At 43.4% G+C, this 15,367-nt stretch carries 14 protein-coding genes and 2 pseudogenes; 13 read left to right on the forward strand and 3 right to left on the reverse strand.

Translation table 11 applies throughout. The features are described from left to right. The first annotated feature begins 23 nt into the window (after positions 1-23). The 3 genes from qoxB to qoxD are packed head-to-tail and all read left to right on the forward strand — an operon-like array spanning position 24 to position 2,977. Complete coding sequence (gene qoxB / locus BTW01_RS14800; protein ID WP_162103763.1) at positions 24-1,973, forward strand: cytochrome aa3 quinol oxidase subunit I; 1,950 nt, start codon at positions 24-26, stop codon at positions 1,971-1,973. A 13-nt stretch (positions 1,974-1,986) separates the two neighbouring features. Beyond that, positions 1,987-2,601: a cytochrome aa3 quinol oxidase subunit III gene (gene qoxC / locus BTW01_RS14805; protein ID WP_162103764.1), complete on the forward strand. Its 615-nt coding sequence runs from the start codon at positions 1,987-1,989 to the stop codon at positions 2,599-2,601. 1 nt (position 2,602) lies between these two features. Beyond that, positions 2,603-2,977, forward strand: coding sequence for a cytochrome aa3 quinol oxidase subunit IV (gene qoxD, locus BTW01_RS14810; RefSeq protein WP_162103765.1), 375 nt, complete (start codon positions 2,603-2,605; stop codon positions 2,975-2,977). A 41-nt stretch (positions 2,978-3,018) separates the two neighbouring features. Here the strand turns inward: qoxD and ywcE are convergent, their stop codons facing one another. Beyond that, positions 3,019-3,282: a spore morphogenesis/germination protein YwcE gene (gene ywcE, locus BTW01_RS14815; protein WP_162103987.1), complete on the reverse strand. Its 264-nt coding sequence runs from the start codon at positions 3,280-3,282 to the stop codon at positions 3,019-3,021. A 445-nt stretch (positions 3,283-3,727) separates the two neighbouring features. Here ywcE and BTW01_RS14820 point away from each other — a divergent pair, with 445 nt between their 5' ends. The 3 genes from BTW01_RS14820 (at position 3,728) to BTW01_RS14830 (ending at position 6,938) form a co-directional block, all read left to right on the forward strand. After that, positions 3,728-4,906, forward strand: coding sequence for an FtsW/RodA/SpoVE family cell cycle protein (locus BTW01_RS14820; RefSeq protein ID WP_162103766.1), 1,179 nt, complete (start codon positions 3,728-3,730; stop codon positions 4,904-4,906). Between the two features lie 104 nt (positions 4,907-5,010). After that, positions 5,011-5,760, forward strand: coding sequence for an oxygen-insensitive NADPH nitroreductase (gene nfsA, locus BTW01_RS14825; protein WP_162103767.1), 750 nt, complete (start codon positions 5,011-5,013; stop codon positions 5,758-5,760). A 176-nt stretch (positions 5,761-5,936) separates the two neighbouring features. Further along, positions 5,937-6,938: an LLM class flavin-dependent oxidoreductase gene (locus tag BTW01_RS14830; RefSeq protein WP_162103768.1), complete on the forward strand. Its 1,002-nt coding sequence runs from the start codon at positions 5,937-5,939 to the stop codon at positions 6,936-6,938. Positions 6,939-6,972: 34 nt separating this feature from the next. Here BTW01_RS14830 and BTW01_RS14835 read toward each other — a convergent pair whose 3' ends face one another. Then, positions 6,973-9,393, reverse strand: coding sequence for a S8 family peptidase (locus BTW01_RS14835; RefSeq protein ID WP_162103769.1), 2,421 nt, complete (start codon positions 9,391-9,393; stop codon positions 6,973-6,975). A gap of 527 nt (positions 9,394-9,920) precedes the next feature. On the opposite strand from BTW01_RS14835, the pseudogene BTW01_RS14840 reads away from it, so the two are divergent. The 3 genes and pseudogenes from BTW01_RS14840 to BTW01_RS14855 all read left to right on the forward strand — a co-directional run. Then, positions 9,921-10,205: pseudogene (locus BTW01_RS14840) on the forward strand (hypothetical protein); the annotation flags it as partial. Between the two features lie 56 nt (positions 10,206-10,261). Continuing rightward, positions 10,262-10,867 (forward strand): annotated as a pseudogene (locus BTW01_RS18760) (PRD domain-containing protein); the annotation flags it as partial. A 758-nt stretch (positions 10,868-11,625) separates the two neighbouring features. After that, on the forward strand, positions 11,626-11,874 hold the full coding sequence (locus BTW01_RS14855) for a hypothetical protein (protein WP_162103770.1): 249 nt from the start codon (positions 11,626-11,628) through the stop codon (positions 11,872-11,874). An 87-nt stretch (positions 11,875-11,961) separates the two neighbouring features. Here the strand turns inward: BTW01_RS14855 and BTW01_RS14860 are convergent, their stop codons facing one another. Further along, the gene (locus tag BTW01_RS14860) at positions 11,962-12,771 is read right to left on the reverse strand and encodes a bifunctional hydroxymethylpyrimidine kinase/phosphomethylpyrimidine kinase (protein ID WP_162103771.1); all 810 of its coding nucleotides are present in this window, start codon (positions 12,769-12,771) and stop codon (positions 11,962-11,964) included. A gap of 143 nt (positions 12,772-12,914) precedes the next feature. On the opposite strand from BTW01_RS14860, the gene BTW01_RS14865 reads away from it, so the two are divergent. The 4 genes from BTW01_RS14865 to BTW01_RS14880 all read left to right on the forward strand — a co-directional run bounded on the left by BTW01_RS14865 (position 12,915) and on the right by BTW01_RS14880 (position 15,358). Next, positions 12,915-13,253 carry a PadR family transcriptional regulator gene (locus BTW01_RS14865; RefSeq protein WP_162103772.1) on the forward strand — a complete coding sequence of 113 codons (339 nt, stop codon included), beginning with the start codon at positions 12,915-12,917 and terminating at the stop codon, positions 13,251-13,253. Further along, a complete protein-coding gene (locus BTW01_RS14870; RefSeq protein ID WP_162103773.1) occupies positions 13,246-13,872 on the forward strand; it encodes a permease prefix domain 1-containing protein in 627 nt (208 codons plus the stop codon). Before BTW01_RS14865 ends, BTW01_RS14870 begins: the two co-directional genes overlap by 8 nt. Positions 13,873-13,928: 56 nt before the next feature. Next, on the forward strand, positions 13,929-14,462 hold the full coding sequence (locus BTW01_RS14875; RefSeq protein ID WP_162103774.1) for a hypothetical protein: 534 nt from the start codon (positions 13,929-13,931) through the stop codon (positions 14,460-14,462). Between the two features lie 89 nt (positions 14,463-14,551). Then, positions 14,552-15,358, forward strand: coding sequence for a glycosyltransferase family 2 protein (locus BTW01_RS14880; RefSeq protein ID WP_162103775.1), 807 nt, complete (start codon positions 14,552-14,554; stop codon positions 15,356-15,358). Positions 15,359-15,367: the final 9 nt, after the last annotated feature.

Consider the following 15,367-nt stretch of genomic DNA (forward strand, 5'->3'; position numbering starts at 1 on the left):
GATCAGGAAAGGAGGAAGCCCGCATGAAAATGAGATGGGACGAATTTTTCGTAACTGGTGACCCATTAATTTTGGGCGCACAAGTTTCCATTGCGCTTTCAACCATTGCCATCATCTTTGTACTGACTTACTTCAAAAAATGGAAATGGCTCTGGTCTGAATGGATAACTACCGTTGACCATAAAAAACTCGGAATTATGTATATTATATCTGCTGTAATTATGTTTTTCCGCGGTGGTGTCGACGGCGTGATGATGCGCGCCCAGCTAGCGCTTCCGAATAACAGTTTTTTAGACTCAAACCACTATAATGAAATTTTTACAACACACGGTACAATCATGATCATCTTCATGGCGATGCCGTTCTTAATCGGTCTTATCAACGTTGTTGTACCTCTTCAAATCGGTGCGCGCGACGTTGCGTTCCCTTACTTGAACAACCTAAGCTTCTGGACGTTCTTCGTAGGGGCGATGCTTTTCAATATTTCTTTCGTTATCGGAGGTTCTCCGAATGCAGGCTGGACAAGTTACATGCCGCTTGCAAGTAACGACATGAGCCCTGGGCCGGGTGAGAACTATTACCTCCTCGGACTTCAGATTGCAGGTATCGGTACCCTGATGACAGGGATCAACTTTATGGTAACAATCTTAAAAATGAGAACAAAAGGCATGACATTAATGCGTATGCCAATGTTCACTTGGACAACACTGATCACAATGGTTATTATCGTGTTTGCGTTCCCTGTTCTTACAGTAGCATTAGCACTTTTATCTTTTGATCGTTTGTTCGGCGCTCACTTTTTCACATTGGAAGCGGGCGGTATGCCAATGCTTTGGGCTAACTTGTTCTGGATTTGGGGACATCCTGAAGTATATATCGTTATTCTTCCGGCGTTCGGTATTTTCTCAGAAATCATCTCAAGCTTTGCAAGAAAACAATTGTTTGGTTACAAAGCGATGGTTGGTTCTATTATCGCCATCTCCGTATTGAGTTTCTTAGTTTGGACTCACCATTTCTTCACAATGGGGAACAGTGCGTCCGTTAACTCATTCTTCTCAATTACGACAATGGCAATCTCAATCCCGACCGGGGTTAAAATCTTTAACTGGCTCTTTACAATGTATAAAGGCCGAATTAGCTTTACAACGCCTATGCTGTGGGCGCTTGCGTTCATTCCGAACTTCGTGATCGGCGGGGTTACAGGGGTTATGCTTGCGATGGCAGCAGCGGATTATCAATATCATAATACGTACTTCCTTGTATCTCACTTCCACTATGTGCTGATTGCGGGTACTGTATTTGCTTGTTTCGCAGGATTTATTTTCTGGTATCCAAAAATGTTCGGTCACAAGCTGAACGAAAGAATCGGAAAATGGTTCTTCTGGATCTTTATGATCGGTTTCAATGTATGTTTCTTCCCTCAATATTTCTTGGGGCTTCAAGGCATGCCTCGCCGTATTTACACATACGGACCGAATGACGGCTGGACAACATTGAACTTTATCTCAACTGTCGGAGCTTTCATGATGGGTATAGGATTCTTAATCCTTTGCTATAACATCTACTACAGCTTCCGTTACTCTACTCGTGAAATCAGCGGAGATTCATGGGGTGTGGGACGTACGCTTGATTGGGCGACTTCTTCTGCGATTCCGCCGCATTACAACTTTGCGGTGCTTCCTGAAGTTAAATCTCAAGATGCATTCCTGCATATGAAAGAAGAAAAAACTGAATTATACCCTGAAAGCAAATTCAAGAAAATTCATATGCCAAGCAACTCAGGCAGACCGTTCTTTATGTCTGTTGCCTTCGGTCTCGCCGGCTTTGGACTTGTCTTTGAATGGTACTGGATGGGCGTAGTCGGATTGATTGGAGTCTTGCTCTGCATGGTTCTGCGTTCATTCGAATACGACAACGGCTACTACGTTAGTGTTGATGAAATAAAAGAGACGGAAAGAAAGATTTCCGAATAAGGAGGCGTGAGTTATGGAACATGCAGAACACGGCAATTCTAACGCGCCTATGGAATATCAATCTGAAACCGGCAGACTTAATATTCTCGGGTTTTGGATCTTTTTAGGGGCAGAAATTGTGTTGTTCTCAACACTATTTGCAACCTTCTTCGTTCTTAAAAACAGAACAGCAGGAGGTGTCTTACCGGACGAACTGTTTGAAGTCAATCTGGTAATGATTATGACGTTCTTGCTGCTTATCAGCAGCTTCACCTGCGGGATCGCTGTTCATGAAATGCGCCGCGGAAGTTTAAAAGGCGTAGTCATTTGGACAATTATCACTCTTCTTCTCGGTGCTGGCTTCGTCGGATGCGAGATCAACGAGTTTGTCCACTATGTACATGAAGGAGCATCTCTCGGTACAAGTGCGTTCTGGTCTGGATTCTTTGTATTACTTGGAACTCACGGAACTCACGTAACAATCGGTATTTTCTGGATTGCAGGAATTCTGATTCAGTTGAAGAAACGCGGCTTAACTCCGCAAACTTCATCTAAAATCTTTATCTCAAGCTTGTACTGGCACTTCTTAGATGTTGTATGGATTTTCATCTTTACAGGTGTCTATCTCATGGGATTGGGGGGTCTGTAAAATGGCAAACAAATCTGCTGAACACAGTCACTTTCCATGGAAGCACGTTGTAGGTTTTGCACTTTCTATCGTTTTGACCCTGCTGGCTCTTTGGATTGCAGTGTATACTGAATTGAGTCCATCAGCTAAACTTTGGATCATTTTCGGCTTCGCATTTATTCAGGCGGCGCTGCAGCTTCTCATGTTTATGCACATGAGAGAGAGCGAAAACGGCACGATTCAAGTCGGAAACACGCTGTTCGGATTTTTCGGCGCGATTGTTATCGTACTTGGCTCAATCTGGATTTTCGCGGCTCACTATCATCATGGTGACCATATGGACGGAAATCCTCCTGGAGGCACTGAACACTCAGAGCACTCTGGCCATAACGAATAATACAAAAACCCTCTTCGTTAGAAGAGGGTTTTTTGCTGTTTTCAGCTGCTTCGCTTTCTGCGAAGATACGGAAGTCCGTAAATGATAAATGCGGCGATATGAGCGACAATGACGTTGACGGCAAACAAGACAATCATGAGAGTGTGTCCGAGTGGAGAAAGGCTTTCTGTTGCGTAAAAATAGAAGAAAACCCACATTAAAATGATTGGCGGAATGGCTGAGAGTGCGACTTTTTTGTTATCAAGCCAAATAAAGAGGGGGGTTGCGCTGGCAACCAGTAAATAAGCAAAAAACATGTCCATTATACCCGTCTCCTTTCATTTTTTGATAACGTTTACAAAAATGAAATAGAGGAACTGAGTTGTGTCTGTTTTGTGATTGTTTTTTGAACATTCTGTTACAATTATTATACCATGTTTTCCAAAAATTGATATACGCTTTTGCGGAAAAGGTCTGGACCTATCGTCTTATTTTTAGAGAGACATTTGGCAGGAGAATGTATAGATGCTGAAGTTTTAATGAATTCGCATAGTTTATATCACAGAACCTCCTTTAAGGAGGTTTTTATTTGAAAAGTTTTGTGTCAATCGAAACATTTCAGTTTATGATACGTCATATTTCGTGTAGCTGAAAAAGCGCCACAAATGCGCAAAAAACATAAATGGAAACGAGCTTCACGTGTCATCTTGAAGATGGTTCATGTATAATAAACATTAGTGATTTTCCGATGAAAATGTAAGGCGGGATAGAATGAGTCGATATAAGAAACAGCAAAACCCCTTTTATCAGGGGGATTTGATTTTTATATTTAGTGTTTTTTTTATTATAAGTGTAGTATCAATTTATGCTGCCGGTCAATTTGGGCAGTATGGGAGCTCAGACTGGATACAGCAGCTTGTGTTTTATCTGTTAGGGGCTATTGCCATCACAGTGATTTTGTACTTTGATTTAGAACAGCTTGAAAAATTAAGTTTATATATTTTTATCATTGGTATTTTATCTTTGATTATTTTGAAAATCAGCCCTGAGTCCATTGCACCGGTCATTAAAGGAGCAAAAAGTTGGTTTAGATTTGGGAGGCTAACCATACAGCCTTCAGAGTTCATGAAGGTCGGTTTGATTATGATGATTGCCTCAGTCATCGGAAAAGCTAATCCTAAAGGAGTTCGGACGCTAAGAGATGATATATACCTCTTATTAAAGATCGCGGGTGTTGCAGTTGTCCCAGTTGTTCTTATTTTGATGCAAGATGCGGGGACAGCGGGTATTTGTATGTTTATCGTTCTTGTAATGGTTTTTATGTCGGGGATCAATTGGAAGCTGATTACAATCATTGCTGGTTCAGGTATCTTACTCATTTCAATCGTTTTATTAGTAATGATAAACTTTCCCGACGCTGCTCAATCAGTCGGAATACAGGAATATCAAATTAAGAGGGTCACTTCTTGGGTTTCTAATTCAAATGATACACAGAATGATGATAGCGGATGGCAAGTTGATCAAGCTGTCATGGCTATAGGATCTGGGGGCATTTTAGGAAATGGTATTTCTCATTTAAAGGTTTATGTTCCAGAAAGTACGACTGACTTCATTTTCTCTATAATAGGTGAATCTTTTGGATTTTTAGGCTGTGCTTTTGTCGTTATCATGTTCTTCTTCTTAATTTACAGACTTGTCGTATTGATTGATAAGATACATCCGTATAACCGTTTTGCATCTTTCTTTTGCGTTGGATTTACGGCGTTAATTGTGATTCATACATTTCAAAATATCGGAATGAACATCGGCATCATGCCTGTTACCGGGATTCCGTTGCTGTTTATCAGCTACGGGGGAAGCTCGACACTCTCTACGCTAATCGGCTTCGGGATTGTGTATAACGCGAGTGTGCAGCTGACGAAATACAGAAGTTATCTTTTTAATTCTTAATGCAGACAGCCTTTTTGGAGGCTGTCTTTTTTTATTGCAGAGCATTTTGCTTTTGAGTTTCGTTTTTTTCGGATATGATAAAAAGAGATAAGGAGGTTCTTATGATGAATAACACAATTGAAACCATTTTGAACCACCGGTCAATTCGGTCATTTACTGATCAGCTTTTGACAGGTGAAGAAATTGATACATTAGTAAAAAGTGCGCAGGCTGCGTCTACGTCCAGCTATGTGCAGGCGTATTCCATTATCGGTGTTTCCGATCCTGAGAAGAAACATGAGCTGTCTGTGCTTGCAGGACCGCAGCCTTACGTTGAGAACAACGGACACTTTTTCGTATTTTGTGCGGACTTGTACCGTCATCAACAACTGGCTGCAGAAAAAGGCGAAGATATTTCTGAACTGCTTGAGAATACGGAAATGTTTATGGTCAGCTCGATTGACGCGGCGCTGGCAGCGCAAAATATGAGCATTGCCGCTGAATCGATGGGACTCGGTATTTGCTATATCGGTGGTATTCGGAATGACCTGGACAAGGTGGCAGAGGTGCTGCAAACACCTGACCATGTGCTCCCGCTTTTCGGACTGGCAGTAGGCCACCCTGCGAACGTATCCGGCAAAAAGCCGAGATTGCCAAAGCAGGCTGTCTATCATGAGAATACGTATAATAAGAACATAGACGATTTCCGTGAAACCATGAATGCGTATGATCAAACAATCTCTGATTATTACAGAGAAAGAACAAACGGAAAACGAGAAGAAACATGGTCTGATCAAATTCTGAACTTTATGAAGCAGAAGCCGCGTACGTATTTAAATGATTATGTGAAAGAAAAAGGCTTTAATAAAAACTAAAATAAACCTCTCCGCTTTGGAGAGGTTTTTTATGTTTCACGTGTAACATATTCCGACAAATAGAGACATGCTGTCACAAATAAATGACAAATAATCGGGAGACACTGATAAGCAGAGTGAGCGGTTTTGGAGAAAAAATAAGGAATCAGTGATACGATGGTGAGGAGGTGGTAGCGATGATTTCATTAAGTATATTAGATCAGTCCCCAGTGACAGAGGGCAGCAGTGCAGAAACCGCTTTACAGCAAACTGTTGCGCTGGCGCAAGCTGCTGAGGACTTTGGATATAAGAGGTTTTGGGTGTCTGAACATCACTTTTCAAAGCGGTTGGCAGGGTCAAGCCCCGAGGTACTGATTAGTCATATCGCGGCGAAAACAAAGCGAATTCGCGTTGGATCAGGCGGGGTCATGCTGCCGCATTACAGCGCCTATAAAGTCGCTGAGAATTTCCGGGTGCTGGAAGGGTTGACTCCGGGAAGAATAGATCTTGGACTTGGCAGGGCACCGGGCGGAATGCCGATCGCATCATGGGCGCTGAATGACGGCGGAAAGCGGAATGCCGATCAGTATCCGCAGCAAATCAAGGAGCTGACCATGTATTTGCATGATTTGGCGGATGATAAACACCGTTTTCCGAATCTCACGGCTGCACCGCATATTTCAACCGCACCGGATGTGTGGCTGCTCGGCTCATCGGGAGAAAGCGCGTTGCTTGCCGCTGATTCAGGCGCTGGCTATATGTTTGCCCACTTTATCAATGGAGAGGGCGGCGAGGATACAGTCAGACAGTATCATAGACGATTTAAACCGTCTGTATTGGGGGATGCGCCCCGAGCGGCAGTCGCTGTTTTTGTTCTTTGTGCTGACACGGAGAAGAAGGCAGAAGAGCTTGCGGCTGTGCTTGATTTTACACTTCTGGCTGGAGAGCAGGGCATTCCTTTAGAAGGAGTTCCTTCATTCGAAGCTGTTCGGGGAAATACATATTCCTCGTATGAACAGAGACGAATTGCAGATAATCGAAATCGCATGATTGTCGGCACGAAAGAACAGGTGAAGGAGCAGCTGTTAGCTTTGAGTCATGCGTATGGAACAGAGGAAATAATGGCGGTGACCATTACGCATCATTTTGAAGATAAGCTTCATTCTTACCGCTTGCTGCAGGAGGCATTTGCGAAATAACCTGAAAAGCCCTGCCGGTCGGCAGGGCTTCTTCTTATTCAACAGTAAACGGCTCTTCAGTCAGAATCTGGCTTGATTTGCCTTTGTTCGCGGCATAGGCTAGCAAGTAGTATTCTCCGGCAGAAAGCTTAGTTCCGCCATTGATTGTGCCGTCCCAGTCAGCGTACTGATAGCCTTTATCTTGGTTTTTGTAGATGCCGGCTTGGCCTGCAAAGTCAAGGTTGCTGTCATAGACGAGGAAGGCCAGCTCGTCTGCTCCCGCAGGAAGGTAGGTTTCAATTTGATAGGTGCCTTGTACAGACCCTTCGGTGACGGAGACAGATGTGACTCTCGGGTAATCCGGCTCTTTGACAATAAGCAATGTAGGCACCTTGGCGACTGTTTTTCCGCCTTCTCTGACGATAATCGTTCCTTCATAGGTGCCGGCTTTTGTTTTCTTCGTATTAACCTTTACTTTTGCAGTGGCTTTTCCGGTTTTATGCGCGGGTATCACAACACGGCTTGTGCCGGATGCGGTGATTCCGCTATCGGTAAATGAGTATTCAAGTGTGTATGATTTTCTAATAGAAGATTGGTTCTCAATCGTAAATGTTTCTTTTTTCGTTTCGCTTCCACTTTCCTTCAAGAATGTGCCGTATGAATAGCTTCCAGGCGAGACGAGCGAGTCAGCCTTGATCGCATTCATAATTCTTGCACTGCCTGCGCCTTGGGCGTTATGCGGATACAATTCTCCGTCGCCATCCTTTAAGGTGACAGCGGTATTCATGATGGCGGCTTTGATCTGTTCAACGCTCCACTTCGGTTTGGCTTGTTTGATCACGGCAACCGCTCCGGCGATATGAGGCGATGCCATACTTGTTCCTTGTTTTGATCCGTAGCCATATGGGTTTTGAGGATCGTGTGTCGGAATCGTGCTGACGATATTGACGCCTGGCGCAGAAATATCAGGCTTAATCATCCACGTATCCATCACAGGGCCGCGGGATGAGAAATCAGCCACTTGTTCACCGAGAGATTTTGAGATGCTTAGCCCGAATGTTGCTTTCGTCTCGCCGGCTTTCATGGCGCTGACGAGTTTCTCACCGTCCTCTAATGAAAGCTTAATGGTTGGCACAGACATGCCAGGCACATTGGATTCAATTTCTCCAGTGAGATTGTTATACACAACCATGCCGATGGCGCCTGCTTTTTTCGCATAATCGGCTTTATCCACAAAGGCAATGCTGCCTCGTTTGACAACAGCAACTTTGCCTGTCAGATCTTTTCCTTCAAAATCCTTTGCTTCACCGATTCCTGCTTCAACAAGCTCAACTTCTTTGTTATTCAGCGCTTTGACATCGTCCTCTTTGTTATAGCCCATCATTTTTGCTGAAGAGTAGGATCCGAAATTGACGGCGTATTCGTTGAGCGGCAGCTGAGTCGCACCGACAGAAATTGCTTCTCGTGATGTGCCAGGTGATCCGACTGTCCAGTTGTTCGGACCGCTGTTGCCATTTGACGTAACGGCGACAACGCCTTCTGACATGGCCCAATCAAGCGCTGTACTCGTCGCCCAGTCCGGGTTGTTTAAAGAGTTTCCGAGAGACAGGTTCATCACATCTGCTCCATCCTGCACAGCGCGTTCCACGCCGGCAATGACGTTTTCCGTTGTACCGCTTCCGCCAGGGCCCAGCACGCGGTAAGCAAGAAGTGTGGCATCAGGCGCAACGCCTTTAATCGTTCCGTTTGCGGCCACAGTACCGGCTACGTGTGTGCCATGGTCAGTTGCTCCGCCTCTAGAATCGCCGGTTGGAGTTTCTCTAGGATCGTAATCATTGTCTACAAAATCGTATCCTTTATATTGTCCGAAGTTTTTCTTTAAGTCTGGATGATGATATTCCACACCAGTATCGATAATTGCCACCTTGACGCCTTTTCCTGTGTAGCCTAAATTCCATGCGTCGTTTGCTCCGATATAAGGTGCGCTGTCATCCATTTGTGGGGATACGGCATCTTTGGCAATCGTCACATCCTTACCCTTTAGGTTGTCTGTATGATACGTGACATTCGGATATACTGCTTTTACGTTTTTTACCGCGAGAAGTTTTGGAATTTCATTCGCTGGGAGCTTTATAGAAAAACCTGAGAATACCTGCTCATATTCCCGATTTACTTTCCCGTTTTTCACCGCTTTGAGAGCTTTGTTTTTTGCTGTGGTGCGAGCAGTTTGCAGCTTTCGTTTCGTTTGGCTTTCTCCAGCCTCTTTCGCCTCTGCCAAGGATTTTTCTTTTAATTCCACGATAACGGTTGTTTTTTTGCTTGTCGTCATGTCAATATCACCGAATATCTCGGCTTTTTCTAGGTCAGCTGATGTTTTTGAAGAATTCGGAGCTGCCTGCACGCCTGTCATACCTGTGGATAAGGCAAAAAATAAAACAAAACTTAGAAGCAGAAAGCGAATGATCTCCTTTTTCAATGTGTTTCCCCCTTTGTGGATAGAAAAAAATATGAATGATCCAGTATATATTTCTTGAAAATTCAATAAATTCCTTGTGTCATTTGAACCATTTAATGGATTTTAATTGTGTATAAAGAAGGAGTTATACACAGAACCCTGTGTATAAGTGAATAAAACTGTGTATATATATAGTTGGGAATATATGTTCGTATACAAAATATAGATATAGTTTGTGGACATGTGGATATCTCTTGTGATTAAGCTGTTCTTAACTTTGGGATAACTTGTGTATAACATTTTAAAATGATTCTCCAATTTTCACTTCATTTTTTTCAGCTTTCAACAAAACTTCTGAAAACTAGTTGGTTTTTTCACTCATATTGTGACAAAGAATTTCCTTTCCAAGGTCTATCATAGAGTCATGAGTTTGCTAGAGCCGCTAGTTTGCGAGAAAAGAAATCGGCCGTCTTTTCCCGCAGGCTGCTGCTGAGAAAATGGGCTGCTAAAAGGCTGCCTGCCAAAAAGAAGCGGAGGGATGTTTTTATATGAAACGTTTGCTTGTATCGTTACGGGTGTGGATGGTCTTTTTGATGAACTGGGTGACGCCGGACAGAACAACTTCGGCTGCTGCGGTCTATTCGGCTCAGCGTACATACCAAAGAAAAGCGGCTATGCAGGCCGCGGGACTTGTTTCGTTTTATGAATGGCGGATGGCGGTGAATGACGAAGAAAAGCAGAAAGCAAAAGCCGCCGCGCTTTATAAAAGAAGATGTTTGCAAGCTTTCAAGGAATCACCAAAACAGGAGAGAGCTGGCCCGCACCTTTACATGGAAGCAAACTTCAGTCAAAAGCAAATTGGCGAAAGGGATCGCCTCTTGAAGAAGGCGCTCTTAAGAAAAGAAGTGGTCAGGAAAAAATCATAATGGGGCCGGGAATTGCTTTTCAAAAAAAGAAAAATGATCTCATCCCTATAAATAAAATGGAAAATGAAAAGTTCAAATAGATCCGACGCAGCTGGAGAGCATAAGAAATAGCTGAGAATATCATCAGCGATGCAGAAGGAGAGCTCGCGGCGCCGCCGAGCGATCACATTTATAGTCGATCGAAAGAGTTGGCAGAATAAATTGTAAAGCGCTTTTTAAAAAGGGGCCTATAGGTGATCGGTCACGTAAAACAAACATGGGGACGTGTCCCTGACTGAAGATTGATGGATTCAGCGGAAGCATACGACTAATAAAATGATAGAGAAAATAAATACATACTTTAATCGAAAGGAGGATGAAAATAGCCCTTCCTATCAATGCCTTGTCACGCATTTGCGATACGCGGTCAGTCGGTTGGAATCAAATGAAGCGCTCCATCATATGGTCGAGGAGGAGATGCTTTATTTCATCCAAAATAAGTATTCATTTGCCTATCAATGTGTGCTAAAGCTGGCGGAGTTTTGAAAAATGAATATCAATTATGTTTGCTGGTACCCGAGGCCGGCTAAATCACGCTGCGTGCCCAGCGTCTTCAAGATCTCTCGGAATAACCGTTTATACTTGCAGGGAGTGATCTCTGGAAGTTTCTTTATTGATCGGGATTCAGCGTGTAGCCATCATATACGATATATTTTGTTTTTTCAAAGCGTACTGTTCAACCTTTTGCAATGCTTGTTTTTCCCGCTTTCTTAGATGATTAAGCATATTATAGCGATGGTATTGTAAAGTATTTCGCAATACCATGTTGCGAATTTTTGTCTATATGTTTTATCAAACAGCATAATTGAAAAATGGTTGACGAAAGCGATATCATAATTTATGATAAGAGCGTATTCAATCTGAATAAGCGGGATTGTAACTGGTAAAGCAGGCAAGACCTAAAATTCGCGTACATGAAAAAGGATCGCTGTACCCTTTATTCATTGGCGAATTTTAGGTCTTTTTTGTTTGCATAAAAGATAAAATGCCTTATTGAGCTTCTGAGGGGATTAGCGCGGATACGGCTATGTTTTTGCTTTTTCACTGGAGTGAACGGGCTTCAACGCATTTGTGGAAATCTTTATCGATAAACGGGAAGAGGTCTTCGGTGTGAGATACTTTTCTTTCCCGGGAAATGACGGCGAGTTCGACAGAAAAATCTGAATTTAGCGTCGTGATTTGGACGTTTATGCAGAAAATACTCCTATTTTCTTATGTGAAATCCGTGTCATATGTGCTATTCTTCAACGATAACCTACTATTTTTTACTGTAAAAGGAGTTGTTTTCTTGAATATACATGAGCAGAAGATAACACCAGAATGTTTGGAAAAGGCAGCGGACCAAGTTGAAGATAAGCGTGAAGAGTATAAAGATGTGCTGCTGCAGATGAAAAAAATGCTGGACGAGGCAGCGCCGTACAGTGAAACGGCAGAAGTTCTTACGCGAGCATATGAACAAATGAAAGAATATTCACTTTTTGTTCAGTCGATTGAAGCATTTTTGAGGAAATCTGCGAATAACATGAAAATCAAATAAACAGGCTGTCGATGGGATTTGGCAGTGAAAAGTCTTCGGTCATAAAAAATGCTGCCTCTCTATAAGGCAGCATTTTTTTGTTTATGATTATTTATTCAGACGCAGCGCGGAATGCTTCGTTGGTCCTACATACTGGTTGAGTGGGAATGATTCTTTAATGGCAGCGGTAATAAATTCTTTCGCTGCATAAATGGCTTCTTTGACTTCCGCACCTTTGGCGAGCTCCGCTGTCACGGCAGCCGAGAAGGTACAGCCTGCGCCATGGGTATATGGTGTATCGATCATTTCACTTTCTAGAACTTCCGCGGTTTCTCCGTCATAGAGAACATCAACGGCTTTTTCGTGTTTGAGTTTGCCTCCGCCTGTAATGACAACATATTGAGCGCCGAGTGCATGAATTTTTTTCGCGGCTTCGATCATATCGTCAACTGTTTTTAATTCATCCATTCCGCTGAGCTGGCTGGCCTCAAATAGATTCGGCGTAATGACAGTGGCGAGCGGCGCTAATTGTTCACGCAGGGCTTTGGCATGCTCAGGATAAAGGACTTCATTTGCTCCTTTGCAAACCATGACTGGGTCAATCACCACATTTTTTAATTGTTTTTCTTTGATCGTTTTTGCCGCAAGCTCAATAATGTCAACGGTTGGCAGCATTCCTGTTTTCAAGGCGTCCACACCAATGCCGTCCGTAATCGTCGCAAGCTGGGCGCGGATTGTATCAGTATCGATCGGGAACACCTGATGGTCCCAGCTGTTGTTCGGGTCCATCGCAACGATCACCGTTAAAGCGGTCATCCCGTATACGTTTTTTTCTTGAAATGTTTTTAAATCAGCTTGAATTCCAGCACCGCCGCTGGAATCTGAGCCGGCAATGGTGAGTGCTTTATGCATAGACATGTCTTGAACCTCCATTATGTTTTATCTTTCATTATAGTTAGATTTTCTCTGTATCACAATATAAAAGAGCGGTAGGAATCATTTGACAATCCCGAGGGGCTTTCGTAAAATGCTACATAAGAAAACTAGGTAGGGGTTTTATGATGTTAAATCGTGAGCTGGTTAAAGGCAGCACTGTGATATTGGTTTTGACGCTTCTTGACGAGCGGCCGATGTACGGCTATGAGCTTGTCAAAGAAATGGGGAACCGCAGCGAAAATGAACTCCAGATGAAGGAAGGGACCTTGTATCCGTCTCTTCATAAGCTTGAACGCCAAGGGCTTATTTCATCCTATTGGGAGAAGCAGGAGAAAGGGCCGGACCGCAAATACTACCGGATTACAGATGAAGGAAAAGAGGTGCTGGCGGAACGCACGAAGGAGTGGAACGTTTTTTCGGCTATGATGGACCGAATGCTGAAACGGGGCGGGCAGAATGGATAAAGAAACATATGTGTCAAAAATAAAAAATGGGCTTAAATCGCTTCCAGAGGGAGAAATGATGATAGAAGAGATTGAAAACCATATTGAACATCATTTGTTCCACTCTTTTCAGGAAGGGAAGAGTGAGGAGGAAGCTATGCGGACTTTCATGCAGGAGTTCGGAACACCAGCTGACATTGTTTCTTTTTTTAAGAAAGAGCAGCCTGTCACGTTTCGTGCGTTTTTGATATTTCATCTTTTCTTTAACAGTGCACTCTTCGCTGCCGGTATCGCCATTACGATGATGTATGTCTGGTTTGAAACACCTATTATTCATGCAGTATGGAGAGGCATTTCTGTTTCTGTGTGGCTAATCTTAGCTGTATATATCATCTACTGGATGCTGATTGGTTATCAAGGGGTGAGGGAGTTTGGAAAACGCGGAGAGCAGCTTGTGTACCATACGATTCTGATCTGCATGGTGCCAAACGTCATTTTTATGTTTGTATTTCTCTTTCAAGTGATTCCTGCGGCACTGTTTCAATCCTTGCTGACACCTTGGTTTGTGGGGGCTTGTGCGTGTGTTACACTGTTATTTCCGTTATTTGGCCGGTTGGGCTGTTATATTGGCAGGCGGTAGCTTGCCTGAATTTTTAGGTATATACATAGAGTTTCTATGTAATGGAGGTGTTTGTCGTGAAGAGTAGCTCATGTTTATACGGTGTGGTCGTTCATGGCGCAGTATTTTTGTTTACTGGTGCCTGTCTGATTGCGGCTATGGCGGCCAGCTTGCCTTTTGTTTTTCTGCTAGATCGATTGCCTGATGTTGTTTTTACAGCTGGTGTCATTCTTATGCTGTTATGTTCATATGCTTATGCTTGGTTTTTGGCGGTTCGGTTTGCATATAACCGGAACATGCGTCTGTTCGAGCTTCAATTGGGGTCCTTTGTGTTGCTGGCCATCATGATATCTATGTTTTTAATAGATGGATCAAGCGTGACAGATATAGTCAGGAATTGGGATGATGAAAGCTGTGCTTTTGTTCCGCCGGCTTTTATGTTTTTGTGTTTTTCTTATGCGCTGGTGCTGCTGCCGGTCTATCAATCTAAGTTGTGGCATGTTATCCTTCCGAGCGGTGTCCGCCTGAAAGGTCTCTTTCTTGTATTTGGCGATCTCGCACTGCTCATGCTGGTTTTGATTGGTGTCACATTACTGTTTCTGTCATTCTAGTTTACTGTTTCGGTAGGATATTCCCACTGATATCATGTCCAATATATGTTTTAATAGTACGTGACTATGAAAAGGAAAAGGAGAGCATCATGAAGATTTCTATCGTAATTGTGACCTATAACCGGATTCCGGCTTTATGTGAACTTCTGGAGTCGATTGCACAGCAAACCTTGAAGCCATATGAAATCATTATTGTGAATGATGCCGGGGAATCAGTCGTACCGGTCAAAGCACTGTATTCGGAGCTGCCAATTGCCGTTATCAATTTAGAAAAAAATGCGGGGCATGTGGCTGCGAGAAATGCCGGAGTAAAAGAGGCGTCTGGTGATTGCATTATGCTTTGTGATGACGACGATTTCTTTACACCGGGGCATGTGGAGAGAATGGTGAAAGAAATCGAAACAGCAGATTTCGTTCATTCTGATGCTGAAATTGTTTCTTTTGAAGAAAAAAATGGAACGCGATATCCAGTTTCGCGGAAGCTGTTTGCTTATACCGCTGACTATGAGGATATGAGAGTGTTCTCTACATACGTGCCGTCGGGCAGCATGTACAGACGTTTTCTGCATGAGGAAATCGGGTATTTCGATGCTGATGTTCATAATTATTGGGATTGGGACTTTTATTTACGCGCGGCGAAGGAGTACCGGGTAAAGCGTGTCCCTTGCGCGAGTGTGATTTATGCCTTCAGTGACGCGGGGGACAATCAATCTGCGGATCTTGGCGCCAAGCGGAAACAATATTTGGATCGTTTAAGTGAAAAGCACGGACTCGGGGAACTGCCGACGAAAAATTTTGCCGTCCTGCTTGAAGAGCCTGAGATGAAAAGACGGGAAGCAAAAAGCGAGATTGTTTGGGATGGCAAACCTGTCTATTCCAGACTTCATCGTTCGTAAAGGGAGGCC

The sequence above is a fragment of the Bacillus sp. SKDU12 genome (assembly GCF_010093085.1).
In the GTDB taxonomy this organism is placed as follows: domain Bacteria; phylum Bacillota; class Bacilli; order Bacillales; family Bacillaceae; genus Bacillus; species Bacillus mexicanus.

Bases quoted from the DNA above. Each gene is read 5' to 3' on its own strand.
- BTW01_RS14870 (WP_162103773.1), top strand. From the start codon at position 13,246: ATGGATAAAGAAACATATGTGTCAAAAATAAAAAATGGGCTTAAATCG.
- BTW01_RS14880 (WP_162103775.1), top strand. From the start codon at position 14,552: ATGAAGATTTCTATCGTAATTGTGACCTATAACCGGATTCCGGCTTTA.
- BTW01_RS14860 (WP_162103771.1), bottom strand. From the start codon at position 12,771: ATGTCTATGCATAAAGCACTCACCATTGCCGGCTCAGATTCCAGCGGC.
- qoxC (WP_162103764.1), top strand. From the start codon at position 1,987: ATGGAACATGCAGAACACGGCAATTCTAACGCGCCTATGGAATATCAA.
- qoxB (WP_162103763.1), top strand. From the start codon at position 24: ATGAAAATGAGATGGGACGAATTTTTCGTAACTGGTGACCCATTAATT.
- BTW01_RS14820 (WP_162103766.1), top strand. From the start codon at position 3,728: ATGAGTCGATATAAGAAACAGCAAAACCCCTTTTATCAGGGGGATTTG.
- qoxD (WP_162103765.1), top strand. From the start codon at position 2,603: ATGGCAAACAAATCTGCTGAACACAGTCACTTTCCATGGAAGCACGTT.
- BTW01_RS14865 (WP_162103772.1), top strand. From the start codon at position 12,915: ATGTTAAATCGTGAGCTGGTTAAAGGCAGCACTGTGATATTGGTTTTG.
- BTW01_RS14830 (WP_162103768.1), top strand. From the start codon at position 5,937: ATGATTTCATTAAGTATATTAGATCAGTCCCCAGTGACAGAGGGCAGC.
- nfsA (WP_162103767.1), top strand. From the start codon at position 5,011: ATGAATAACACAATTGAAACCATTTTGAACCACCGGTCAATTCGGTCA.